Source organism: Ancylobacter novellus DSM 506, from assembly GCF_000092925.1.
Classification (GTDB): domain Bacteria; phylum Pseudomonadota; class Alphaproteobacteria; order Rhizobiales; family Xanthobacteraceae; genus Ancylobacter; species Ancylobacter novellus.
In genome coordinates this window covers 3,000,688-3,021,545 of record NC_014217.1, presented here as the reverse complement: position 1 = coordinate 3,021,545, position 20,858 = coordinate 3,000,688, and the positions used below count along the sequence as shown (strand labels likewise).

The window sequence follows — 20,858 nt, the reverse complement described above, 5'->3', positions numbered from 1 at the left end:
CACGCGACGTTGTCCTTGACGCGCGCGCTGGACCATTCGCGCCATCGTCGATGTGACCTGCTGCCGGGAAAGGAACCGCCGCCACCCGATGGTTGGCGGATGACACCATCCGCGATAGGCTTATTGTGGGCAAAGGGGGACGACTTGGACGAGCCAGCACCACCGCACCTTTATGGCTTTCCGGATGACTGGTTCTACTATTTGCCAACAGGAGACGGTTCCGGCTACGGCGGCATCAGGGCGTTCCCGCTGCCAAACCCGTCCAAACTCCCCACTGAGCGCCTGAAAGACTACGCGCTCTTCCAGCGGCTGCTTCTGTCTCTCAGGGACTTCGCCCATGCCCGAAGCGCTATCACCTTCGTGCGCGAGGACGTGGACTTCAAGGCGACATATAACCTCGCGGAACTGCGCCGCTTCCAGTGCTATGAAACGACCCTGATCGTCTCGTATTGTCGGCCGTTCTCCGAGTCATCCGGCGGCATCCCCAGGCTTTCATACAAGACGTTGGGTGTGAAGCTCTCGCCGTTCGTCAGGGCGCTGCACGAGAACCTAATCGACAAGCGGAACAGGATTTTCGCACACAGCGATGTCTCCCACGTCGAATACTCAATGCCCGTGGTGATGCACTCGAACGATCAGCAGGGTCAGCCTTTCACTGTCCTTTTCCCGCCGCGCTTTCGCGAAGGCACACTGCTTACTGAAGCTGAGTTCGAGCAAGTGAGCGTTCTGGTCAACGACGTGTCCAACGCTGTGATGCACACGGTGCAGGCCATGCACGGCTACTTCGCCGATCGCCTGCCCTCCACGAAACTCGACTTCGGCTAAGCGCGTCGGCCGCCCCTAGTCGCTCGCAAGCTCCGAACCTGACGTCCGCCCATCGGGCTAGGACGTCATAGCCGGGCAGATCAGGCGGTACATCGACCACCGCTCCGACGGCTGTAGCCTGACGATCCGAGCGTAGCTGACAGTCCGGAGACGGCCCCAAACCGGCCATTCGTCGTCGTCGCAGCGAACTTCTGCTTCTGGCGCAAAGCGGCCGTGGCTGAAAAGCGCAGCATAGGGGCAGGTATGGGTCAACTCTAGCTATCTTCACCCTTCTCAGGTGGCGCAGCATCTTGCGCAATTTCCTGTTGCAGGAGCGGCCCTTTTGCGAGCCGCCGGCCGAGCGCGCGAGTGTAGGCTGCGTAGCGCTCGGAGAGCTTGGCCCGTGCGGCCTGGGCGGCAGGTTCTGGCAGCGCGGGGGTGGTTGCGAGCCAATAGCGGATGAAGGTGGCGAAGGCCTCGGTCGAGATGCCGAGGTCGCGCTCCAGCCGGGCGAGGCGGCGATCGATCTGGCCGAGGCGCCGGGCAAGAGCAGCCTCCTGGCGCTCGGCGCTGTCGGGGGACAGGAAGGAGGCGATCGCGGCCTGGGCGATCAGGGACATGGACTGGTCGCGCTGGGCGGCGTAGTGGGCCAGCATGTCCATGATGTCGGGCTCAAGATAGACGGAGATCTGCGCTTTCTTCGTGCGACCTGCCATGGCGATCACAGCTCCATGCCGTCGTTGGGAGTGAGGCTGACCTGTCGGGCGACGCCTTGCATCAGTCCGGTCATGCGCCGGTTCCGGGTGGCGACATTATCCATCTCGTCGTCGCGATCTGTGTCGAACTCGAACTCGTTCTCAATCGGCTGCAATTGCTCGACCGACTCGACGCGGCTGAGCTCGGGCTGATGCCGGTGCTCTGACCCGGTCGGGTCATCGTCTCGACCTTCGTCCATAGTGCCCCCGCCGGTGCCCTCCTGCGGTCTGGGCAACGGCAGCGCAGTCCAGTCATCCTGTTGGACGGTCGGGCCACGAGAGGGTATTGGCGGCGGCAGGAGCCGGTCCCGGAAGCGCGCATCATCGTAGTAGCGGGCCTTCTTCGCCCGGATAGGAGGCGTGCCGGCGACCATGACGATCTCGTCCGCGGGCGGCAGCTGCATGACCTCGCCGGGGGTGAGTAAAGGGCGGGCGGTTTCCGAGCGCGACACCATGAGATGACCCAGCCACGGCGAGAGCCGATGGCCGGCATAGTTTTTCATCGCCTTCATCTCCGTGGCGGTGCCGAGCGCATCCGACACGCGCTTGGCGGTACGCTCATCGTTCGTGGCGAAGCTCACGCGGACATGGCAGTTGTCGAGGATCGAGTTGTTCGGGCCGTAGGCCTTCTCGATCTGGTTCAGAGACTGAGCGATGAGGAAGGCTTTCAGGCCATAGCCGGCCATGAAGGCGAGCGCGCTCTCGAAGAAGTCGAGCCGGCCCAGCGCGGGAAACTCGTCCAGCATGAGCAGCAGCCGATGGCGCCCACCCTTCGCCTGCAGGTCTTCGGTGAGGCGTCGGCCGATCTGATTGAGGAGCAGGCGGATCAGTGGCTTGGTGCGATTGATGTCGGAGGGCGGCACCACGAGGTAGAGAGTCGCGGGTGCCTTGCCGCCGACAATATCGGCGATGCGCCAGTCGCAGCGCCGCGTCACCTCGGCAATGACCGGATCACGATAGAGGCCGAGGAAGGACATGGCGGTGGAGAGCACACCGGATCGCTCATTGTCGGATTTGTTCAGCAGTTCGCGGGCGGCGCTGGCGATGACGGGGTGTGGACCTGTCTCGCCGAGGTGGGCGGTCTTCATCATGACGTCCAGCGTGGTCTCGATCGGGCGTTTTGGATCGGACAGGAAGGCGGCGACGCCGGCGAGCGTCTTGTCCGTCTCGGCATAGAGGACGTGAAGAATGGCACCGACGAGCAGCGCGTGGCTGGTCTTCTCCCAATGGTTCCGCTTTTCCAGCGAGCCTTCGGGGTCGACAAGAATGTCGGCGATGTTCTGGACGTCGCGGACTTCCCATTCGCCGCGGCGCACCTCCAGCAGGGGATTATAGGCGGCGGACTTGGCGTTGGTCGGATCGAACAGAAGAATGCGGCCATGCCGGGCGCGGAAGCCGGCGGTGAGCTGCCAGTTCTCGCCCTTGATGTCATGGACGATGGCCGATCCCGGCCAGGTCAGCAGCGAGGGCACGACCAGGCCGACGCCCTTGCCGGACCGGGTCGGCGCGAAGCACAGCACGTGCTCGGGCCGGTCATGGCGTAGATAATCGCGTTCATACCGGCCGAGCACGACGCCATCCGTGCCGAGGAGCCCGGCTGCCCGGACTTCCTCCCTTTCGGCCCAGCGCGCTGAACCATAGGTCTCGACCCTGGAGGCCTCGCGGGCCCGCCAGATCGACAGGGCGATGGCGACCGCGATGGAGAGGAAGCCGCCGGAGGCCGCGATCAGCGCGCCCCGGAAAAACACCTCCGGCGCATAAGCGTCGAAAAAGTACCACCACCAGAAGAAGGCCGGCGGATAGTAGATGGGCAGCCCGAGAAGCGCGAACCACGGCGCGCCCAACTGCGCCTGAAAGCCGAGGCTCCAGGCCACATATTGTGTGGCGCCCCAGATGGCCGCCAGCACGATCAGCAGGACGGTGAGGATCTGCCCCCAGAGGATTTTCGTCGCCGACATGGTGGTAATCCCTCTCGCGGGTCAGAGGCTAAGGCCGCGCTTGCGACCGAAGCTCCAGTCAACGCCCCCATCGTCACGGGCGACGCCGGAGACATGCTTGCCGAGCTGGCGTTCCAACGAGGGCGACCAGGGCACGAGCTGGAAGCCGAGGCCGTCATCGAGCATGGCGAAGCGACCGGACGCGAGCACAAGGCGCTGGCGATACGTGCCGGCGACATACTCGCCGGTGCCGGCCTTTTTGAACGGCAGGCCGCTCTCGGCGGCGAGCGTCTCTCCCACGGCCTCCAGTTCCCGGCGGCGGAGCGTTTCTATGAGGTTGCGGGCGAAGACGACGCGCCGTCCCTGCCGCTCGGCCAAGCCCTCGTGGATAAGATGCTCGGCGCGTCGGTCGAGTGCCTGGCTCACCTCCGCTCCGAAGCCGCCGTCGGAGAGAGCGACGGGGTCATGCGCCATGGCCTGCCGGTCGAGCCAGGTGGCACCGGTGGCCGTGACCTGATGGGCTAGGTCGAGATCGGATCGCACGGCGAGCGCGACGCGCCGTTTGCCGTGCGCATCGTCGAAGGTCCGGAGTTCGACGATGGAGCCCGGCGCGCCGTCACCAGCGGCATCGAGATCGGGCAACCGGATGTGATGGGAGCGGCCATCCACGCCATCGACGATGGCATAGGCAGAGCCGTGGAGTTCGTCATCGAGACCGCGCGCGACCAGCCGGCCGATCACTGGCACGTCGAGACTCTCGGCGGCGAGGACGTAGCTGGCCGTGCCGCGCTCGATCCCGCGTTCGGTCAGGGCGCGGTGCATGCGCTTGATGATGTCGCCGCGTTCACCGAGCGCGCGCAGGGGGGCTTCCGCGTCCGGCTCCATCACCCATTGCGCGTTGCCGATCTCCTTGGCGAGGCCGAGCGCCTCGAGTTTGCGGAGGCGCCCCATCTTCAGCGCATAGTGTTCGTCCGGCTGTCGGCGGGGAACCGGCGCCATGTCGATGGTGCCGCTCTCGCGGATCTCGCGGGCAAGCTGGCGGTCGAGCTCGGTCCAGCGCTCGGCCTCGATCTGGCGTTCCAAACTTCGGCGGATATCGAGCTCTGTGCGTGGACCGAGTTCCTGGGTGATCAGGTCGCGGGCGCGGTCGCGCATGCCTTCCTTGATGTAGTCGCGGGAGATTACGAGGTCCTGGTCATCGTCGCGGCGGCCGCGCACGATCAGATGTACATGGGGATGCTCGGTGTTCCAGTGATCGACGGCGACCCAATCGAGCCCGGTGCCAAGGTCCTTTTCCATCTGCCGTGTGAGGTCTCGGGTGAAGGCCCGCAGGTCCTCCATCTCCAACGCGTCGTCAGGCGAGATGATGAAGCGAAAATGGTGACGGTCCTCGCGGCAGCGCTCAGCGAAGGCGTCGACATCCACGCTGTCACTCTCGGGACCGAACAGCCGCGCCTTCTCGCCGTCGCGGGTCACGCCCTCGCGGCGGAGATAGGTGAGGTGCTGTCCGAGCGAGCCGGTGCGGGCAGTCTGTCGGACGACGCGCGCCTTTACCACGGCGCCGCGTGAGCGCGGCGTGATCCGGCGGCTGGCCTGAAGACTGGCGACCTGTCCGCTGCCGAAGCGCGAGCGGTTGTCGGAGGTGATCTTGCCGGAGCGAGAGACCCCGCCGCCGGCCTTCCGGGCCGCGGCGAGCGCCTGAGCGACGAAGGGGCGGGAGTGCTGGGCGCGGGTCGAGCGGATGCGGCCGGGACGGACGCGAAACTCGCGGTCATCGCTCATGGCGAAACCTCGCAATGTGCGGGAAATCATTGATGCGGCGCCATTTGCGGCACGCGCAAACCTTGTGGTTCGGCGCCGCAAGGTGCCGAGGGCGCGGAAAACACGTGGTGAAGCAACACCCCGACCGTCGCGCAATGTGCGCCCTTTTATCCTGCCCTCGTGCGGTCGTGATCCCTGTCCCACGCCTCCTCACCCTCCATGGAGCGCCAGAGCCCGACAGGACGCGAAAGCGGGCCCGCCTGCTCATGGCGCCCTCCGCGATGGCAAAGGAGCAACGAAAAGCGCGCCCGAACGCGGCGCGAGGAACCCGGCATCGACTGGATTGCTACGCTCGGTCGGCGCAGCGAATAGCGGAGCCTCGCGCCAGCTTTGCGCCATTGGCCGCACCAATTCGGTCGCGCCGGCTGCAGACTCTTTGTTGATGATCGGCGCCAAGGCCGCGATGTAAGTGCGCGTCTCCGGCGGCAGCGGTTTTCCGGTAAGCGACGCCTCATAGCGCGCAGGCCCGGCATTATAGGCCGCGAGCACGGCGTGGATGCTGCTATAGCGGTCATGGAGCTGCCGCAGATGGGCGGCGCCCGCGAGGATGCTATCGCGCGGGTCGAACGGATCGGCACCGAGAGCGTGATGGGCGCGAAGCTGGTCCCAGGTCGCGGGCGTGATCTGCATCAGTCCCATGGCGCCGGCCGGTGAGACGGCGCGCGGATCGCCGCCGCTCTCGGCCTGCAGGACGGCACGGATCCAGCTGGCCGGAAGCTGGAAGCGCTGCGCAGCCTCGTCGATAAAGGCGGCGTAGGATGTGACGGAATACGCCACGGTCGGCGACACGGTCTGCGCGGTGGCACAGCCAGGCGATGCTCCGCCGATTAACAATCCGCCTGCGAGGAAGAGCACAGGGCGATGCATGTCAGCGCACCGCCGCGCGCCAGATGAAGTCACGGTTGCCGGCTTCATCCGTGAGCACTGGCATCGTCCGGCCGATGATGGCCGTAGCCGAGATTGGGCCGAAATAACGTCCGTCGAGACTGTCGCCGACGTCCCGGTTCATCAGGAACAGATGGCCGGGCTCGACACGCCGGCAGCCCTGCCAGACCGGCAGATCACGCCCCATGCGGTCGCGCGGCAGCGCTTCGCCCAGCGGCACGCCATCGACCGTAATCGCCTCACCGAGGCGGCAGACCACTTGCCCCGGGAGCCCCATCACACGCTTCAACAGCGGCGTGCCTCCGCCGAGATAGCCACGCGCGATGAGGAACGCGGCGAGCGGGGGTGGCGGCATCACCGCGACCAGATCGGTGATCTCGAGAGCATCAGCCGGCTCGACCGAGTAGAGCCCGACAGGAACGCTCGCCGAGACGTTCCAGATGAGCTTGAGCGGCGTCGGCATGGTGGCGGCGAGTGCCACACCGACGCTGGCGACCGTCGTCATCAGCACATAAGCGGCGCGGTTCATAGTCCGCACTCCTGCCGCTTCAACCACGCCTGATGGCGCTCCAGAGTATAGGCGCGAGGCTCGAAGCCGACGCTCATGCGGTGGGCGACATGACCCCAGTGGTCGGGGGCGACGGTTGCCGCATCAATGCCGATCGCCTCGATGGCGTCGATGTGCTGCAGAATTTTCTCGACCTTCGGCCAGCCATTCACCCGCAACAGGATCTCGCCGCCGGGCCGCACGAAGGGCAGCGTCTGGAAGCCTTCGCCCAGCGCCCCGCAGCGCACGATATCGAGGCGGGAAGCAACGGTGCCGAAGTCGTTCGACGCCCATCGGACAAAGGCGAAGATGCAGCCGGGAGGGAAAGACAGGATGCGCCGACGGCGATCCAGAAGCTGCTCATGTGCGTGATGGCCGAAGCGGATCCAGTTCTCGATGCGCTTCTCGATATGGGTCAGCTCGACGTGGGTCATCGCATCGGACGGGGGACTGGACGCGGATGCCGTGCTTGCCGCACGGGGTGCAAACGCCGCGCTCATGGATGATCTCCTGATGTGGGAGGGAATTCACGCGCGAGGAGGTCGCGCAGCATTTCGGCGACGGTGACGCCACGCCGGAAGGCGGCGACCTTGATCCGCCCGCGCAGGTCTGGCGTCACATCGATGGTGAGGCGCGCGGTGAACGCGGCTCCGGGGCGGCGTTCGGTCGAGACATCGGTTGCCTTGATCCAGTGCTCGGGATCGGCAGGCCGAGAGGCGAAGTCGCGGCGGATCGGGCGTTCGCTCATCGCGCGGGCCTCCCGAGGTCGAGACCATTGATCTCGGCGGTGAGCGCAGCAATTTCGCGCGTGGCTGGCCCGGCATCGTCGCGCTCGAAGACGAGACGCCCGGATTGCGCGGCCGCCGCAAAGGCGGTGCGCTGACCGACGGTGCTGGCGAGCACCGGAGGATCGTGATCGGCCAGTGTCCGCGCAGTCTCGCGGGCGATTACCGTGCGCGCGCCGCAGCGGTTCAGGACGAACCGGACCAACAGCGCCGGGCGGTAGATCCGCGCCTCCCGGATCAACGCCAACATCTCGGCCGAGGCCCATCCATCGAAGGGCGAGGGCTGAACCGGGATCAGCACCAGATCGGCGGCGAGCAGCGCCGAGCGCATCAGGCCGGCGACCCGGGGCGGTCCATCGATAACGATATGATCGGCGTCACGGGCGAGCTCGGAGCCCTCCCGGTGCAGCGTGTCGCGGGCGAGCCCGACGACACCGAACAGCCGCGGCACGCCCTCGCGGCTGCGCTGCTGCGACCAGTCGAGGCTGGAGCCCTGCGGATCGGCGTCGATCAGCGGGATCCGCTGCCCCTGCCGGGCCCATTGCCCCGCGAGATGCAGCGCCAGCGTCGTCTTGCCGACTCCGCCCTTCTGGTTGAGGAGCGCGACGATCATCGGTGCCCCCTCGAGCGAGGGGGCGTCTGCAAGACGCTGTCAGGCGGGGTTTTCCCAGGCCACTTTGCCTCCTGCCGGTGCTGATCCGGGGAGCCCTCAAAAGCGCTCGCGCGCCTCTCAATGTTAGATTCTGGGTTAGACTCTAAGTTAAGGGCGCGATTTTCTGATGCAGAACAGTGAGTTAAGGTCTGTTTGGGTTCCTGATGGCACGAGGCGCCGGTTCCCGATGGCACGATAGTCGGGGTTCCCGATAGCACGAGGCTATGCACAGGCTGCCCACAGGGCGCGACAGGAGCGAAGGCCAGCAGCAGCCGGCCGCTGACCTCGACCTCCACGAACAGCCTGTAGCCGGGAAGCGGCTGGCGCCGGATCACATCCCTGAGCTCGAAGGCGAAGCGCTTGAATGGCGACAGGCTGCCCGACTTCTGGTGCAGGTGCCGGAAATCGAACCGCCACCCATCCTGCTGACGGCCGCCATGCTTGCGCACCAGCCGGTAGAGCCAGCGCTCCAGCCCGCCGGTCAGCCCGAAATAGGCCCGGTCGATGGTGAGCACGAGCGCGTCGTCGAGCACGGCGCGGTAGAACCAGTCCGGCAGGATGAGGTCGACGCCATCGGGCCGTCCGTTGCGGTCCGCGCGCTCCTGCCATTCATTGATCCAGGAGAAGCGGTGCCGGCGCCCCTCCGCCGGCTGGCGGATCGTGGTCGAGACGGTCGTCGATTGGAGACGGTCGAGCGCGGCCTTGAGGCGCTGATAGTCGCGCAGGGAGGTGCCGCGCCCGACAAAGGTGAGGATCTCATAGGGCGTCGCGGCCATCAGGCGCGAGGTGCGAATCCCCGCGTCACGGGCTTCGACGATCTGGCTGGCGGCCCAGATGAGAATGTCGGCGTCCCAGATGGTGGCCATGCCGTGATTGGGCACGGCCTCGACCCGGATGGCGATGCTGCCGGTTCTGAAATCGATGGGCGCGACGCGCGGCGTCTTGGAAAGGGAGAAGAAGGGATAGGCCATGAGATCCTGCGCATCTCGTGGCGCGAAGTCCCCCGGCAGGGCGCGGAACAGATCGAGCTGTCCGCGCTCCGAGAGGCTGTGATGCCGCGCCGCCATGGGTGGTGCGTTCAGCGCGTGGCGCGGCCGGCGAACGAAGCGGCGGCAAACGCATGGCGCTTGGCCGGCAGGACGGTGCCGCGCGGATCGGCGGTCGAGGTGACTGCGCCGCGCTCGGTCCAGGCCTGCAGGTCGTCGACGGAATAGACGACGCGCCCGCCCAGCTTGCGATAGGCGGGACCGGTGCCATAGGTGCGGTGCTTCTCCAGCGTGCGGGCCGACAGGCTGAGAAGCGCGGCGGCTTCCTTGGTGCGCAGATAGCGCGGCGGGAGGGTGGCGAGATCGGGTCGCATGGAGCGGGCCTCCGTGGGTGTGGCGGGTGCCGCCGGAGTGCGGCGGCGGACGGTGACCACGGTGGCGGAGGGAGAATGTCGGGAGGGATGGGGAAGATTGAGAGCTAACTTCCCCACCCTAGCGGGGCGAGGTGCAGCGGCGGCGCCGATACAACAGCTTGCGGTAATCGCCTTCGACCATCAGGCGCGCATCCTCCACCAGCGCGATGACCGTGTCGCGCAGGGAGGACGTCTTCCAAGGTGCCGCCGCGACACGAACGGCACCGAACAGGCTGGTCGCGATCTCACGATAGGTCGCGCCCGCGCGCCGAGCGTCCCCCGCCTGAAGCATGTGGCGCAGGCGCCGGCGCTGCTGGAGCGTGATCCTCCGATCCGGCGGCATTGACGCAGTCCGCATGTGGGCTGACAGCCGCATCAGAGCTTCGATCCGATCGGTTAGGTGTGCGTCCATCAGCACCAGAGCACACAGGGATGGATCGAGGCGATGGCCTTTCGGCAGTAGGACGGCGATCGCGTCGCGGCCCGCGCCGACGATCACACAACCTGATGCATGCTGGTGATCGTCCATGCCCTGAGGCGTATCACCAGCGGTCGGGGGGCCACAGGCAGTGTCGCACGGCGCGACAAGCGCGATCAGGCCGGGGTCGGTTTCCAGGTCCCAGATAACGGCAGCGTCTCGCGCATCACGTGTGGGGTCGATCGGGAAATCGCAGACCCCAGCGGGCTCGCATGAGCGCCGCGAGGGTCTCCTCCTCGGCTCCGGCGGCCGCACGGAGTATGGCAAAGTCTTGCCGATACGCCTCGTTGCGCCGAAGCCATTCCCAGGCGAGCTGTGCAGGCGAGAGAGCATCTACGAAGGCATAGGCCTCTGATGACTGCCAAGCCGATTCCAGGACCATCCGGATCCCTCTCGAGCGGACTGCGATACGCCCGACGATCTCGTCTGGAGGAAGCTTCGGGAAGAAACGTCAAAGACATGACCTGATGCCCAGTAGGCATCACTCGATCACTTGTCGGGTCGGCGCAGGAGTTCCTGATACCCTCGCGTCGACATCCAGCGGGCCCGGGCCAGATGGGCCGCGTGGACACGCCGGGCACGCTCCGGCGCCGTGAGCGGATCGAGACCGAACAGTAGCGCTACAACTTCCTTCCAGTCGGCGCCCGCTGCTTCGGCATCAAGCAGCCGCAGATACAGCACGGCATGACCGCGGTCATAGTCGGTAACGGTCGGCGCATCGGGCGGTGCATCGAGGAAGGCGCGGGTCATGGCAAGCGTCGTGTTTCATCGCGATGAGCGCGAAACTAGGACGACAATGCAGTGAAGTGGCAGATCGTGGAGCGGCATCACGTGATGAGGCGCGGGCATCGCGGCAGAGGCAGCATATAAGCGACGACGTCCGACTCGTTGTACCGTGCGCCGAAGTCCGCCGGCATCAAGTTCATTCGCGAGAATGGCGGCGGGGCTGGCGTTCGTTTCCATACGCCAGCGCGCAAAGTAGATTAGCTGCTACATATTATAGTTGATAAACTTGATCGTCGAAATCCGCGACCGCTTGCGCCATGGACATGCGCAAGCTGGTCGGCCGCAATCTCGCGCGCCTGCGTCAGGCTCAAAAGCTGACGCAAGAAGAGCTTGCTATGCGTTCGGGCTTCAGCCAGCAATATTTGTCCGACATGGAGCGCGGACTCAAGAATCCGACGATCATCACGCTGTATGAGATCGCGCTGGCGCTCCGCGTAAGCCATGTGGCGCTCGTCGAGCCGGACGGCATGGCGGATGGTGCGGTGGCGCAGCCTAAACGAAGGCGCGCGGCAGGCTCGAGCCGATCGGGCTGACGCCACGACATCTGCAGAATCACGCTCCGGCGGAGTCGTTGTCCGCCGTTTTCCTCCTTTCGCGCGCGACGGACAGGAGCCGCATCAGAGCCGGGTTAGGATTGGAGCGTGACCAGATCGCACGAAGCGGCAATCCCTGTCCTTTGAGAGGGCGGCAGGTGACGGGTGCATGAGGAGACACGGGTACGGTGGTCAACGTCAGGCCCCGTCCAAGCGCGACCAGTTGCAGAAGATTTGTCTCCCGGCCGAGCGGTTCAACGTCAAGGCGAAGGGTAGGGGCATCGGGCAGGAGGTCTCGGAAAATGGGCAGAGCCGGGTCACCCGCCATGAAAATGAAACGCCGCCCGATCAGTTTATCGGGGTCAATCGCGGGCGACGCGGCCAGAATATCCCGCTCAGCCATCACGATGAGCACAACTTCGTTCCACAGATCGAGTCCGGCCTCGCCCTTCACCGGTGGTGTCCCTGCTTGAATCACGACATCAAGTTCATGCCGTCGGGCCGCCTGATGCTGCGACGCCGGATCCGTGTCGACGAGTTCGACCCGGACGTGCGGACAGATCTGCAGGAAGCGATGAAGCAGCTGTGTGAGGCGGACCCCCGGCGTGATCGGGGGCAGACCGATGCGAAGCACGCCATCCTGCGCGGTTCCGGCGCGCTCCACCGCCAGTGCGGCCTGCGATGCTTGTGCCAGTATCTCTCGGGCGGGTTCGAGCAGACGACGGCCGGCGAAAGTGGGTCGTACGCCGGTATGGGCGCGGGCAAACAGGGTGGCGCCCATGGCGTCCTCAATGTCGCGAATACGCCGGCTCAACGTCGATTGCTGCACTCCCAGCCGGTCGGCGGCCCGCCGGAAGCTGCCTTCTTCGGCCGCGGCGAGAATGAAACGCCAATGTTTCAGCAGAAAAGGATCGAGGCGCTGCGCAATGGCGGCGATATCCGGCTTCGCCTTCATGCATCGTCCTCGCGAGGCGTCGACAGATGAAAGGCGGCGTAGATATAGCCGGTGGCACGTTCCAGCCGATCATCCATTCCACGCTCCGCCATCAGGGAGAGGATCGAGGACCGTTCTTGCTCGGTGGAGAAGCGCCGCTGGCGCTGCCGGAGGTCTGGCTTCTCTATGGTGGCAAGGCCGAACCCTGCCAGCACCGCAGCGATATCCCCGTAGCCGAACGGATGCATGGCAAAACTCGCCACCCAAGGGCGGGAGGCGGCGGTCGCCGCATAGACCCGTTGGAATGTCCGCGCGGTGGCGTAGCCGACGCAGCCGGTGCTGATAATCAGATCCGCATCACGAAGAACTTCACGGTCCGTAGGGGAGAGTTCCTCGGTCTCCAGATTGGCTGTCGCTGCTGCTCTGATCAGGCCGACGTTGCGAGCGTAGCGCAACGCGTGACGGCTGGGGTCCAGACCCACGACGTCTAGGTCTTCTCGCCGCTGCTGGCGCGTGAAGAAGGCCTGGTGATCCTCAAGGCGTTGGGACGCCAGCGGCCCATCCTTGAGGGTGTACGCCGCGTAGAGTTCGTCCAAGGTGAGCCGGGAGCGCAGCAGGGCCGCGTTGAGCCCGTAGGACGCGCCCACATCCACGATCTTGAGAGGTCGATGCGGTCGCTGGCGGCGCATGCGCGCGATGATGTCCTCGAATACCGGCTTGGCACGATCGCAGATCATGTAGTCGAGCGCGAGATGGGCCGAATAATAGGCGTGCGGCCAGGGCTGGTCATAGGTCGGCGTGAAATCGTGCTTGGCCGCGCGCATTCCCGCTTCAGATCCGCTCATCGACATATCCGCTTTCGCATTTTCTCGTGTAACAGCGAGAATTTTCGCGGCGGGTGCCGTCGATAGCAAACTACATTCGCGAATGTACTAGATATTTCATCGTCTTAACCCACATGTCATAAACCGGTATACTGGTTAGCTAATACGGGACTCCGTTGTTGACGATACATATTTTAAGATGTACCAATTTTGCATCAGGAGACCGCCATGACCGCAACTGTTGAGAGTCGACCCACGCCGAGGGAGCGGTTTTCCGCCATCCACCACGCCCTGCGCGACCGGATCTGTCTGCTCATCTACCCTCCCGGTACGGCGTTGAGCGAAGCCGAACTCGCGCGTGAATTCGGCGTCAGCCGTACGCCCATGCGGCGGGTGATGCAGGCGCTGGAGAATGAAGGGCTGATCGAGACCACGCCGAATGTTGGCTCGATGGTGACGTCAGTGGAACTCAAATCCCTGCGCGACGCCTATGCGCTGCGCATGAAGCTTGCCGAATTGCTGGGCGATCTCAACCCGGCGTCCATGCTCGACTCCATCACCGCGACGCTCCGCGAGCTTCTGGCCGAATGCCAACCGCTCGGCGGTCAGGTCGATGTGCGCGCCTTGGCCCAGATCAGCCACCGGCTTCAAGACGAGATCCTGCATCTGTCCGGCAATGCCGAATACCGGCATGTGTCCGAGGTTCTCTACTACAAGACCATCCGCGCCTATCTCGAAATCCTGCCCGAACTCAACTGGCCGGCCGAAGTCGCGGCGCAAGGCGACGAGATCACCGAGATCCTGGCCTCGCTCGCCGCTGGTGACATCCGCGCGGTGGGGTTCATCCGGCGCAACCACATCGCCCGCACCCTCAACCGCATCACCAGCTTCATGCTGGGTGATCACGATTGAGGGCGCCAATGCTGATGAAGGTCACGGGCGCGCTGGCGCCATCAGGCAACGGCGCCGAGGCGGAAGCTCTGGTGCTGCGCCGCGTCGACAAGAGTTATGACGGCGTCAACAAGGTGGTGGATGCGCTTGATCTCGACGTTCACCCGGGCGAATTCCTGACCATTCTCGGTCCCTCCGGTTCCGGCAAGACGAGTCTCTTGATGATGCTCGCCGGCTTCGAGCCGCCCAGCGGGGGGATAATCGAGATCGGCGGGCGCGACGTGTCCAGGTTACCGCCGTACAAGCGGAATATCGGTATGGTGTTCCAGCACTATGCGCTGTTTCCGCATCTGACCGTCGGTGAGAACCTCGCCTATCCGCTCAAGGCGCGTGGCTGGCGTAAGTCCGAGATCGCCGAGCGGGTCGCCTGGGCTCTGCGGCTCATCCGGCTCGAGGGAATGCGGGACCGACGTCCGGCGCAGCTGTCCGGCGGGCAGCAGCAGCGCATCGCCGTTGCCCGGGCGCTAATCTACAAGCCCCAGCTCGTACTGATGGACGAGCCGCTCGGCGCGCTCGACAAGCAGCTGCGCGAGCAGATGCAGGACGAGATCGTCCGGCTCCATCGCGAACTGCGGCCAACCATCGTCTATGTCACCCACGACCAGAGCGAAGCCTTGTCGCTCTCGGATCGCGTCGCGGTGTTTGAGGCCGGGCGGATTGCCCAGATCGGCGCACCCTCGGAACTCTACGAGCAGCCGCGCACCGCCTTCGTCGCGGGCTTCATCGGCGAGAATAACCGCATCGCGGGCACGGTCATCGCCTCTGGCGGCGAATTCTGCCGGGTCAGTTGTGCTGATGGCGCCGGCCTTGAAGCGCGCAACATCGCCGACGCGCGCATCGGCGACCGCGTGAGCCTTGCGGTCCGGCCCGAGCGTCTTCGACCAGCACAGGTCGCGGATGAATTCCGGGTCGAGGTGGACGTTGCTGACATCACCTATCTCGGTGAGGTTTCTCGTGTGCGCTGCCGGATGCGCGATGGTGCCGAGATCATCTGGAAATTGCCCAATTGCGGCCAGAGCGCCCGCCCCGAGCGCGGCGCGCGCATCGCTCTCAGCTTCTGCCGAGAGGACGCCCGGGCCTTCCCGGCCTGAGCGCACCCTTCCCATCTCGAGGAGGTTCACCATGGTTATCGCGTGCCCGAAAGTGCAGTCCGCAGCTGTTCTTTGCCTTCTGTTCGCTTCTGGTGACGCGCGCGCGGCGGACGCACTGACCATCGCCTCCTTCGGCGGACAGTACACGGCAAGCCAGAGCAAGTCGCAGTATGACCCGTTCACCGCCAGCACCGGCGTAACGATCAAGTCGGTCGATTACAATGGTGGACTCGCCGAACTGACTGCCCAGGTCCGTTCGGGAACGGTGAGTTGGGATGTCATTGATGTCGAGTTGCAGGATCTGGACCGTGGCTGCGCCGACGGTCTGTTCGAGAAGATCGATCCGGCGCGCCTGCCCGCAGGGTCCGATGGTGTTCGGGCCATCCAGGACTTCGTTTCCGGGTCGCTGCATGAGTGCGGTGTCGGCACCGTCATCTGGTCCAACGTGCTCGCCTTCAGCGATCCGGCCTTTCCGGGTGCCAAGCCGAGCCGGATCGAGGACTTCTTCGATCTGGAGAGGTTTCCGGGTCGCCGTGGGCTGCCCAAGCGTCCTCACGCCATACTTGAATGGGCGTTGATGGCCGATGGCGTAGCCCCCTCTGAGGTCTATCGGGTGCTGGCAATGTCGGAAGGTCTCGACCGTGCCTTTGCCAAGCTCGACACGGTCAAGGATCACGCCGTCTTCTGGGAGACCGGAGCGCAGATGATCCAGCTTCTCGCTGATGGCGAGGTGGTGCTGTCCGCCGCCTATAACGGACGGGTGCAATCGGCGATCTCGGACGACGCCAAGCCGCTCAAAATCGTCTGGGACCGGCAGATCTGGAACGCGGATTACTATGCCATTGTCGCCGGTACCGGAGCCAAGGACCGGGCGCTCGATTTCGTGCGTTTTGCCACGGGCACCGTGCCACTAGCCGAGCAGACTAAATATATCGCTTATGGTCCGGTCCGCCGATCCTCCCAGGCGCTGATCGAGCCTGCGATCGCCGCCACGCTTCCGACGGCACCGGCCAATTTCGAGAATGCCTTAGCCTTCGACGCCGCCTGGTGGACGGCCCATGGCGACGCGATCAATGAACGCTATGCGGCATGGCTGGCGCAATGAACGCGGCCTCGCCCTCCCGCGCCGGCTGGGCGCTCGTGCTACCCCTTGTCGCTTTCATCGCCATCGCCTTCCTGGCGCCAATCGCGACCATGCTGCTGCGCGCCGTCTATGATCCGGAGATGGCCGAGCTCATGCCGCGTACGCGACAGGCTCTCACTCAATGGGACGGGGCTGGCGTTCCGCAAATGGCCGCTGAAGCGGTCACCGCGGATTTGCGGGAGGCGAACGCGACCAATGAGATCGGCCGGCTTGCGCAGCGTCTCAACCGCGAGCGAAATGGACTTCGCGCGCTGATCGACGTCACGGCTCGACATCTGGAGCGGGCGCCTGACACGGAGCTTACGCGGATCGACGCAGGCTGGAGCGATCCCAACCTCTGGCGGATTCTGGCGCGCGTGACCTCGCCTTGGACGGGGCAATATCTACTCAACGCCCTGGATGTGAGCGTGACGGCCGATGGAACAATGCTCCGGCAGGAGGAGGCGCGGCGACTTTATGTCGATCTCTTCGTGCGGACTGCCTGGGTCGCTGCGCTGGTGACCATCATCTGTGCGCTGCTCGGCTATCCCTATGCCTATGCCATGGCAGCGGCCGGCCCCTTATTGCGTGCGCTGCTGCTCTTCCTAGTGCTGCTGCCGTTCTGGACCTCATTGCTGGTGCGCGCCACCGCCTGGATCGTTCTGCTGCAACGGCGCGGCGTCATCAATGAAGGGCTGCTCGCGATGGGCCTCATCAGCGAGACCGGCCGTCTGGATCTGATCTACAACATGACGGGCACCATCATCGTCATGGTTCACGTGCTGCTGCCCTTCTTCGTGCTTCCGCTCTATTCGGTGATGGCGGGACTACCGACGTCCTATGTGCGCGCCTCTGCAAGCCTCGGAGCGCATCCGCTGCGGACCTTCGCGCGTGTTTATCTTCCGCTGACCTATCCCGGCGTCGCGGCTGGCGGTCTGCTCGTCTTCATCCTGTCGCTTGGCTATTACGTCACCCCGGCCTTGGTGGGAGGACGAACCGGCCAGCTCATCAGCAATCAGATCGCTTTTCACATGCAACGGAGCCTTAACTGGGGCTTGGCGGCCGCTCTTGGGACGTTGCTCCTGCTCGCGGTCCTGCTCCTCGCTTTGACGCTGCCGCGCCTCGCCGAACGCGGAGGATTGCGCGCATGAACCGGTTCGCTCATGTCGGGATCTATCTCCTATGCGGTCTGATCGCGGCTTTCCTTGTGCTGCCACTCCTTGTGATCGTGCCGCTGTCCTTTAATCCGGAGCCGTATTTTTCCTTCACGCCGGCCATGCTCCGGCTTGACCCGTCGGGCTGGTCATTGCGCTGGTACCGCGAGATTGCGGAAAGCGCGCAGTGGCGGCTGGCGCTTCGAAACAGCCTGAGCATCGCGGCGGTCGTCACGCCGCTAGCAGCCCTTCTAGGCACGATGGCGGCGCTTGGATTGCGGCGGCTGCCGACACGGCCGCGCAAGATGCTTGCGGTTATCATCGCGTCGCCGCTGGTGGTGCCAGTTATCCTGTTCGCAACCGGCATCTATTTCTTCCTGGCGCCACTGGGGCTTACCCAATCTTTCGCCGGGATCATTCTCGCCCATACCGCATTGGCTGCGCCCTATGTGGTGGTGACGGTGGCCAGCACGCTCACCACCTTTGACGACCGTCTGCTCCGCGCCGCGTCCGTCCTGGGTTCGCCGCCCTTGTCCGCCTTTTTCAAGGTGACCTTGCCGCTGATCGCGCCCGGCATCGCCTCAGGTGCGTTGTTCGCCTTTGTCACATCCTTCGATGAGGCCGTCATCGCACTGTTCCTGGCCGGCTATGACCAGCGCACCATTCCGTTGCAGATGTGGTCGGGCGTGCGGGACCAGTTGAGTCCCGCCGTGCTTGCCGCAGCGACAGTCATGGTGCTTCTCGTCACCATCGTCATGCTCATCGCGATGCTGATCGCTCGCTCGGCGCGATCGGCAGGAGCACGCGGATGAGCAGTCTGGAGCGGTTCGAGGTCGAATTCCTGGCCGACGTCGCTGCGCGGCTAGCCAGGCGTGACTGGCCCGCGGCGACGTTGGCGCCGCTGGTACAGGGGGCGGGGCATGGCCTCGTCAGTGGCCTGGGAGATTTGCTGGCCGGCTTGCAGAGGCTCGCCGATCAGGATCTTGCCGACTTCGGACCGGCAATCCCTCCTTTCCGGGAAATGGGTCAATGAGCGACCTCACGCGTCTGTCCCTGCGCACGCTCCGGCGGCTTATGATCTCCGGGGAGGTCCGGCCGGAAGACGTGGTCGCGGCGTTTCTGGTCCGGGCCGAAGCGCGCAATAGTCGCGATCTCAGCTATATCTCAATCGGGGCGGAAGAGGCTCTGGCGTGCGCTGGCCGGGTGGAACAGGCTGGCACGTCCGGGCGCCTCGCCGGCATTCCCTTCTCCTGCAAGGACGTGTTCGACACGGTGACCCTGCCGACCACGGCCGGCTCGCGCGCCATGCAGGACTATCGGCCCGCGCGGGACGCGCAAGCCCTGGCGCGCCTCCGGGTTTCTGGCGCCATACTGCTGGGAAAGAACAATCTGCACGAGTTCTGCTACGGCATCACCGGCGCCAATCCGACCTTCGGCACGCCGGCCAACCCGCATGACCGGCATCGCCTGGCGGGCGGGTCCTCCAGCGGCTCCGCCGTTGCGGTCACCAACCGCACGGCGATGTTCGCCCTCGGCACCGATACCGGTGGCTCAGTGCGCGTTCCTGCGAGCCTCTGTGGCCTTGTCGGCTTCAAGCCGACGCGCGGGCAGATCAGTCTAAAGGGCGTGGTGCCGTTCTGCTGGTCGTTGGATCACGCCGGGATTCTCACGCGAAGCTGCGGGGACGCAGCCGACGTGTTCCTGGCCGTTCGCGAGGCGCAGCAGGCTGTCTCGGGAGCGAACGCTGATCATTCCGAGCGTGGCAACTCGCTGCATGGTCTACGCATCGGCGTACCCAGAGGGGCCTATCTTGATAATGCGGCGTCCGACATTGCTGCGAGCGTGCATCACCTCATCGCGGAATGCCGCCGGCTCGGGGCCCAGATCGTCGATGTGGTGATGCCGGACGACACCCATGTGCGCACGGCATCGCTGGCCGTCCAGCTCGTCGAGGCCTTTGCCTGGCACCGGACAAATCTCCAGCGCCGGTTCGATCTGTATGGCGAGGATGTGCGCGAAGGACTGCTTCAGGGCCAGTTTATCCTGGCCGAGCATTATGTGCAGGCGCTCCGCCTCATCGCTGTCAAACAGGCAGAGGTCAGTGAGTTGCTTAAAGACGTTGATGTACTCATGACGCCGACGACTCCCGTCGTTGCGCCGCCTCTGGATCAGAAGCAGGTCACGCTTGCAGGCGTTGTGGTCCCGATCGGCAATGCACTCTCCCACTTCACCTGCCTGTTCAACCTGACCGGTCATCCGGCGCTCACCGTTCCCATCGGCCGGAACGGTGACGGCTTGCCGATGGGGATGCAACTGATTGGAAAGCACTATCGGGACATGAAGCTTCTGGCGATCGGCGCCGCGCTGGAACGGGTCGGTCTGGCCGGCTGGATCGAGCCGAACGATGAGATGGACGACAGCCCCGGCATGCCGCCTCCGCTGGCGGAACGGCGAGAGCTCTACGCGCACTAGGGCTACGGACGCAACGGAACTGTCCAACTCCGAGTGACGCCTCCTGTGAGGATGACGTTTCCCAATCTGGGAAAATATCTTGTTCCCAGTTTGGGAATTCGCTATAAGCTCCTATGCAGATCATCGCGCGTCGGACGCTCAAGCTCTTCTGGGAGCGCTATCCGCAAGCTGAGACGCCACTCGTGCTTTGGTATGCCCGCGTGGCGAAGGCCACGTGGACCGGCCCTCAGGACGTGAAGGCGACCTTCGGGACTACCGTGGATTTCATAGGTGATAACCGTCTGATCTTCGATGTCGGTGGCAACAAGTTCCGCCTCATCGTCCACGTCGCCTATCCATTCCACCGGGTGTTGATCAAGTTCGTGGGCACTCACGCTGAATATGACGCCATAGATCCGGAGACCGTTTGATGGACATTCGACCGATCAAGACTGACGCGGACTATGAATGGGCGCTGGCCGAGGTGACACGCTATTTCGAGCAACAGCCTGAGCCGGGCTCAATGGAAGGGGACCGCTTCGACGTGCTCTCGGACCTCATCGCGGCCTATGAGGAGCGGCACTTTCCGCTGCCAGATGCCGATCCTGTCGAAGCACTGCGCGCTTTCCTTGAAGCGACCGGGCGAACGCAGCAGGATCTTGCGGCGTTGCTCGGCTCCGCACCGCGCGCATCGGAAGTTCTGCGCCGCAAGCGAGCCCTGACCGTCGATATGATCGGCAAGTTGAGCAAGGAGTGGGGTATTCCGGCGGATGTCCTGGTGCGGCCTTACAGGCTGGCGGCGTAAGACGTCATCGAGAAAGCTTTCATCGCGCCGCGGAATGGTGCTGGCACGATCAAGCTCGATTTGCGAAGGCGGACCGATGAATGGGGACAGCGAGATCAACAGTGCCTGACCTTCAGGACCTCCATCGCGGTGATTTGTTTACC

The 20,858-nt window shown here is 64.7% G+C and carries 26 protein-coding genes; 11 read left to right on the top strand and 15 right to left on the bottom strand.

Annotation, left to right across the window (positions count from 1 at the left end; translation table 11 throughout):
* Window positions 1-15 precede the first annotated feature (15 nt).
* Window positions 16-825, top strand: a complete 810-nt coding sequence (locus tag SNOV_RS22675; RefSeq protein ID WP_144295994.1) for a hypothetical protein — start codon at window positions 16-18, stop codon at window positions 823-825.
* A gap of 254 nt (window positions 826-1,079) precedes the next feature.
* Here the strand turns inward: SNOV_RS22675 and SNOV_RS14345 are convergent, their stop codons facing one another.
* The 13 genes from SNOV_RS14345 to SNOV_RS14290 form a co-directional block, all read right to left on the bottom strand.
* Window positions 1,080-1,520: a CopG family transcriptional regulator gene (locus SNOV_RS14345; RefSeq protein ID WP_013167674.1), complete on the bottom strand. Its 441-nt coding sequence runs from the start codon at window positions 1,518-1,520 to the stop codon at window positions 1,080-1,082.
* 5 nt (window positions 1,521-1,525) lie between these two features.
* Entirely contained in the window at window positions 1,526-3,517 is a 1,992-nt protein-coding gene (locus SNOV_RS14340) for a conjugal transfer protein TraG (RefSeq protein WP_013167673.1), read from the bottom strand.
* Between the two features lie 21 nt (window positions 3,518-3,538).
* Window positions 3,539-5,278: a relaxase/mobilization nuclease domain-containing protein gene (locus SNOV_RS14335; protein ID WP_013167672.1), complete on the bottom strand. Its 1,740-nt coding sequence runs from the start codon at window positions 5,276-5,278 to the stop codon at window positions 3,539-3,541.
* Window positions 5,279-5,521: 243 nt separating this feature from the next.
* A complete protein-coding gene (locus tag SNOV_RS14330; protein WP_013167671.1) occupies window positions 5,522-6,184 on the bottom strand; it encodes a lytic transglycosylase domain-containing protein in 663 nt (220 codons plus the stop codon).
* A gap of 1 nt (window position 6,185) precedes the next feature.
* Window positions 6,186-6,731: a S26 family signal peptidase gene (locus tag SNOV_RS14325; RefSeq protein ID WP_013167670.1), complete on the bottom strand. Its 546-nt coding sequence runs from the start codon at window positions 6,729-6,731 to the stop codon at window positions 6,186-6,188.
* Window positions 6,728-7,249 (bottom strand): DUF2840 domain-containing protein, encoded by a 522-nt coding sequence (locus tag SNOV_RS14320; RefSeq protein ID WP_013167669.1) that lies wholly within the window; start codon window positions 7,247-7,249, stop codon window positions 6,728-6,730. The genes SNOV_RS14325 and SNOV_RS14320 overlap by 4 nt, the downstream gene beginning before the upstream one ends.
* Window positions 7,246-7,497, bottom strand: coding sequence for a ribbon-helix-helix protein (locus SNOV_RS14315; RefSeq protein ID WP_013167668.1), 252 nt, complete (start codon window positions 7,495-7,497; stop codon window positions 7,246-7,248). Before SNOV_RS14315 ends, SNOV_RS14320 begins: the two co-directional genes overlap by 4 nt.
* The gene (parA, locus tag SNOV_RS14310) at window positions 7,494-8,147 is read right to left on the bottom strand and encodes a ParA family partition ATPase (RefSeq protein WP_013167667.1); all 654 of its coding nucleotides are present in this window, start codon (window positions 8,145-8,147) and stop codon (window positions 7,494-7,496) included. Before parA ends, SNOV_RS14315 begins: the two co-directional genes overlap by 4 nt.
* Window positions 8,144-9,253, bottom strand: a complete 1,110-nt coding sequence (locus SNOV_RS14305; RefSeq protein WP_013167666.1) for a replication initiator protein A — start codon at window positions 9,251-9,253, stop codon at window positions 8,144-8,146. Before SNOV_RS14305 ends, parA begins: the two co-directional genes overlap by 4 nt.
* An 11-nt stretch (window positions 9,254-9,264) precedes the next feature.
* Complete coding sequence (locus tag SNOV_RS14300) at window positions 9,265-9,546, bottom strand: helix-turn-helix transcriptional regulator (RefSeq protein WP_013167665.1); 282 nt, start codon at window positions 9,544-9,546, stop codon at window positions 9,265-9,267.
* A gap of 118 nt (window positions 9,547-9,664) precedes the next feature.
* A complete protein-coding gene (locus SNOV_RS23085) occupies window positions 9,665-10,114 on the bottom strand; it encodes a DUF2285 domain-containing protein (RefSeq protein WP_081440984.1) in 450 nt (149 codons plus the stop codon).
* 115 nt (window positions 10,115-10,229) lie between these two features.
* A complete protein-coding gene (locus SNOV_RS24145; protein ID WP_081440983.1) occupies window positions 10,230-10,445 on the bottom strand; it encodes a transcriptional regulator domain-containing protein in 216 nt (71 codons plus the stop codon).
* Between the two features lie 107 nt (window positions 10,446-10,552).
* Window positions 10,553-10,813 carry a DNA -binding domain-containing protein gene (locus SNOV_RS14290; protein WP_013167663.1) on the bottom strand — a complete coding sequence of 87 codons (261 nt, stop codon included), beginning with the start codon at window positions 10,811-10,813 and terminating at the stop codon, window positions 10,553-10,555.
* Between the two features lie 293 nt (window positions 10,814-11,106).
* Here SNOV_RS14290 and SNOV_RS14285 point away from each other — a divergent pair, with 293 nt between their 5' ends.
* Window positions 11,107-11,382, top strand: coding sequence for a helix-turn-helix domain-containing protein (locus tag SNOV_RS14285; protein WP_013167662.1), 276 nt, complete (start codon window positions 11,107-11,109; stop codon window positions 11,380-11,382).
* A gap of 19 nt (window positions 11,383-11,401) precedes the next feature.
* On the opposite strand, the gene SNOV_RS14280 is transcribed toward SNOV_RS14285, so the two are convergent.
* Window positions 11,402-12,337, bottom strand: coding sequence for a LysR family transcriptional regulator (locus SNOV_RS14280; RefSeq protein WP_013167661.1), 936 nt, complete (start codon window positions 12,335-12,337; stop codon window positions 11,402-11,404).
* Entirely contained in the window at window positions 12,334-13,161 is an 828-nt protein-coding gene (locus tag SNOV_RS14275; RefSeq protein WP_013167660.1) for a hypothetical protein, read from the bottom strand. Before SNOV_RS14275 ends, SNOV_RS14280 begins: the two co-directional genes overlap by 4 nt.
* A gap of 207 nt (window positions 13,162-13,368) precedes the next feature.
* On the opposite strand from SNOV_RS14275, the gene SNOV_RS14270 reads away from it, so the two are divergent.
* The 9 genes from SNOV_RS14270 to SNOV_RS14230 all read left to right on the top strand — a co-directional run bounded on the left by SNOV_RS14270 (window position 13,369) and on the right by SNOV_RS14230 (window position 20,715).
* Window positions 13,369-14,052 carry a GntR family transcriptional regulator gene (locus SNOV_RS14270; protein ID WP_013167659.1) on the top strand — a complete coding sequence of 228 codons (684 nt, stop codon included), beginning with the start codon at window positions 13,369-13,371 and terminating at the stop codon, window positions 14,050-14,052.
* An 8-nt stretch (window positions 14,053-14,060) separates the two neighbouring features.
* The gene (locus tag SNOV_RS14265; protein ID WP_013167658.1) at window positions 14,061-15,182 is read left to right on the top strand and encodes an ABC transporter ATP-binding protein; all 1,122 of its coding nucleotides are present in this window, start codon (window positions 14,061-14,063) and stop codon (window positions 15,180-15,182) included.
* Between the two features lie 31 nt (window positions 15,183-15,213).
* Complete coding sequence (locus tag SNOV_RS14260) at window positions 15,214-16,287, top strand: ABC transporter substrate-binding protein (RefSeq protein WP_013167657.1); 1,074 nt, start codon at window positions 15,214-15,216, stop codon at window positions 16,285-16,287.
* Window positions 16,284-17,456 carry an ABC transporter permease gene (locus SNOV_RS14255; protein WP_013167656.1) on the top strand — a complete coding sequence of 391 codons (1,173 nt, stop codon included), beginning with the start codon at window positions 16,284-16,286 and terminating at the stop codon, window positions 17,454-17,456. Before SNOV_RS14260 ends, SNOV_RS14255 begins: the two co-directional genes overlap by 4 nt.
* The gene (locus SNOV_RS14250) at window positions 17,453-18,271 is read left to right on the top strand and encodes an ABC transporter permease (RefSeq protein ID WP_013167655.1); all 819 of its coding nucleotides are present in this window, start codon (window positions 17,453-17,455) and stop codon (window positions 18,269-18,271) included. The genes SNOV_RS14255 and SNOV_RS14250 overlap by 4 nt, the downstream gene beginning before the upstream one ends.
* Complete coding sequence (locus SNOV_RS14245) at window positions 18,268-18,492, top strand: hypothetical protein (RefSeq protein WP_013167654.1); 225 nt, start codon at window positions 18,268-18,270, stop codon at window positions 18,490-18,492. The genes SNOV_RS14250 and SNOV_RS14245 overlap by 4 nt, the downstream gene beginning before the upstream one ends.
* Window positions 18,489-19,931, top strand: a complete 1,443-nt coding sequence (locus SNOV_RS14240) for an amidase (protein ID WP_013167653.1) — start codon at window positions 18,489-18,491, stop codon at window positions 19,929-19,931. The genes SNOV_RS14245 and SNOV_RS14240 overlap by 4 nt, the downstream gene beginning before the upstream one ends.
* Window positions 19,932-20,044: 113 nt before the next feature.
* The gene (locus SNOV_RS14235; RefSeq protein ID WP_013167652.1) at window positions 20,045-20,341 is read left to right on the top strand and encodes a type II toxin-antitoxin system HigB family toxin; all 297 of its coding nucleotides are present in this window, start codon (window positions 20,045-20,047) and stop codon (window positions 20,339-20,341) included.
* A complete protein-coding gene (locus tag SNOV_RS14230) occupies window positions 20,338-20,715 on the top strand; it encodes a helix-turn-helix domain-containing protein (protein ID WP_210160635.1) in 378 nt (125 codons plus the stop codon). Before SNOV_RS14235 ends, SNOV_RS14230 begins: the two co-directional genes overlap by 4 nt.
* Window positions 20,716-20,858 lie beyond the last annotated feature (143 nt).

Excerpts from the sequence above, each read along its gene's own strand:
- SNOV_RS14300 (WP_013167665.1), bottom strand. The coding sequence starts at position 9,546 with ATGCGACCCGATCTCGCCACCCTCCCGCCGCGCTATCTGCGCACCAAG.
- SNOV_RS14345 (WP_013167674.1), bottom strand. The coding sequence starts at position 1,520 with ATGGCAGGTCGCACGAAGAAAGCGCAGATCTCCGTCTATCTTGAGCCC.
- SNOV_RS14315 (WP_013167668.1), bottom strand. The coding sequence starts at position 7,497 with ATGAGCGAACGCCCGATCCGCCGCGACTTCGCCTCTCGGCCTGCCGAT.
- SNOV_RS14235 (WP_013167652.1), top strand. The coding sequence starts at position 20,045 with ATGCAGATCATCGCGCGTCGGACGCTCAAGCTCTTCTGGGAGCGCTAT.
- SNOV_RS14335 (WP_013167672.1), bottom strand. The coding sequence starts at position 5,278 with ATGAGCGATGACCGCGAGTTTCGCGTCCGTCCCGGCCGCATCCGCTCG.
- SNOV_RS14305 (WP_013167666.1), bottom strand. The coding sequence starts at position 9,253 with ATGGCGGCGCGGCATCACAGCCTCTCGGAGCGCGGACAGCTCGATCTG.
- parA (WP_013167667.1), bottom strand. The coding sequence starts at position 8,147 with ATGATCGTCGCGCTCCTCAACCAGAAGGGCGGAGTCGGCAAGACGACG.
- SNOV_RS14265 (WP_013167658.1), top strand. The coding sequence starts at position 14,061 with ATGCTGATGAAGGTCACGGGCGCGCTGGCGCCATCAGGCAACGGCGCC.
- SNOV_RS23085 (WP_081440984.1), bottom strand. The coding sequence starts at position 10,114 with ATGGACGATCACCAGCATGCATCAGGTTGTGTGATCGTCGGCGCGGGC.
- SNOV_RS14340 (WP_013167673.1), bottom strand. The coding sequence starts at position 3,517 with ATGTCGGCGACGAAAATCCTCTGGGGGCAGATCCTCACCGTCCTGCTG.
- SNOV_RS14330 (WP_013167671.1), bottom strand. The coding sequence starts at position 6,184 with ATGCATCGCCCTGTGCTCTTCCTCGCAGGCGGATTGTTAATCGGCGGA.
- SNOV_RS14290 (WP_013167663.1), bottom strand. The coding sequence starts at position 10,813 with ATGACCCGCGCCTTCCTCGATGCACCGCCCGATGCGCCGACCGTTACC.
- SNOV_RS24145 (WP_081440983.1), bottom strand. The coding sequence starts at position 10,445 with ATGGTCCTGGAATCGGCTTGGCAGTCATCAGAGGCCTATGCCTTCGTA.
- SNOV_RS14255 (WP_013167656.1), top strand. The coding sequence starts at position 16,284 with ATGAACGCGGCCTCGCCCTCCCGCGCCGGCTGGGCGCTCGTGCTACCC.
- SNOV_RS14260 (WP_013167657.1), top strand. The coding sequence starts at position 15,214 with ATGGTTATCGCGTGCCCGAAAGTGCAGTCCGCAGCTGTTCTTTGCCTT.
- SNOV_RS14280 (WP_013167661.1), bottom strand. The coding sequence starts at position 12,337 with ATGAAGGCGAAGCCGGATATCGCCGCCATTGCGCAGCGCCTCGATCCT.
- SNOV_RS14270 (WP_013167659.1), top strand. The coding sequence starts at position 13,369 with ATGACCGCAACTGTTGAGAGTCGACCCACGCCGAGGGAGCGGTTTTCC.
- SNOV_RS14320 (WP_013167669.1), bottom strand. The coding sequence starts at position 7,249 with ATGAGCGCGGCGTTTGCACCCCGTGCGGCAAGCACGGCATCCGCGTCC.
- SNOV_RS14275 (WP_013167660.1), bottom strand. The coding sequence starts at position 13,161 with ATGAGCGGATCTGAAGCGGGAATGCGCGCGGCCAAGCACGATTTCACG.
- SNOV_RS14285 (WP_013167662.1), top strand. The coding sequence starts at position 11,107 with ATGGACATGCGCAAGCTGGTCGGCCGCAATCTCGCGCGCCTGCGTCAG.
- SNOV_RS14325 (WP_013167670.1), bottom strand. The coding sequence starts at position 6,731 with ATGAACCGCGCCGCTTATGTGCTGATGACGACGGTCGCCAGCGTCGGT.
- SNOV_RS14245 (WP_013167654.1), top strand. The coding sequence starts at position 18,268 with ATGAGCAGTCTGGAGCGGTTCGAGGTCGAATTCCTGGCCGACGTCGCT.
- SNOV_RS14240 (WP_013167653.1), top strand. The coding sequence starts at position 18,489 with ATGAGCGACCTCACGCGTCTGTCCCTGCGCACGCTCCGGCGGCTTATG.
- SNOV_RS14250 (WP_013167655.1), top strand. The coding sequence starts at position 17,453 with ATGAACCGGTTCGCTCATGTCGGGATCTATCTCCTATGCGGTCTGATC.